Origin of the sequence: Ligilactobacillus aviarius subsp. aviarius DSM 20655 (assembly GCF_001436315.1) — a bacterium.
Classification (GTDB): domain Bacteria; phylum Bacillota; class Bacilli; order Lactobacillales; family Lactobacillaceae; genus Ligilactobacillus; species Ligilactobacillus aviarius.
Map to the genome: position 1 here is coordinate 1 of NZ_AYZA01000019.1, position 679 is coordinate 679.

At 41.4% G+C, this 679-nt stretch carries 2 protein-coding genes; both read left to right on the top strand.

The window, feature by feature from the left end:
• On the top strand, window positions 1–318 hold a 318-nt coding region (locus tag FC33_RS08380; protein WP_202813765.1), incomplete at its 5' end, for a hypothetical protein.
• A gap of 17 nt (window positions 319–335) precedes the next feature.
• Window positions 336–679 (top strand): DUF1617 family protein (locus tag FC33_RS03805; RefSeq protein ID WP_081037049.1); only part of this gene is annotated, 344 nt, incomplete at its 3' end.

The window sequence follows — 679 nt, forward strand, 5'->3', positions numbered from 1 at the left end:
CTATGGATGAGACAAGGTATCAATACCTATGGGTATCAACCCGGCTGGAATTTCTGTGATGACGTTTGGATGAATAAATTAGCTGTTAACTCTTTCCATTATGGAAACTGGGATATTAAATTTGGACTAATCGGCGGGAGTAATGGTTATTCAGCATTGACCCTGACAAATGGTTCAGGTGGTGGTTTCTTCTGGGGAAGCGACGGTGGCTTTGGCTTTGCTGCTGGAGGACATCTATACGATATGCGGGGCAAACCGCTTATCAACGAAGTTGGTAGCAACGGAGTGGCGCAGAGTTGGACAAATATTAACTACTAGGAGATGATAATTTGAAAATGGAAATTAAGAATGGCGAGATTACCGCCTATGTAAAATTTTTGCAAAAGTTGAACTTGAAATCACGGGCAAGCCGTGGACGTACTAAACTCATTAAATTACTTCAAAAGAAGATTGACGAATACAATGCGGACATTGCAAGTTTACGTGATGAATACTTTAAGAAAGATGACAAAGGAAACTTTGTTCAAGAAAACGGAACGTTAGTTGTTAAAGACGGCGTAAGCGTTGGCGAAGCTCAAGCGGAAGCAGATAAACTAACCAACGAGAACGCCGTTATTTTATTGGACGAATACGAACAACAAATCAAGGCAATGTACCAAGCACTTGACGAATACGACGG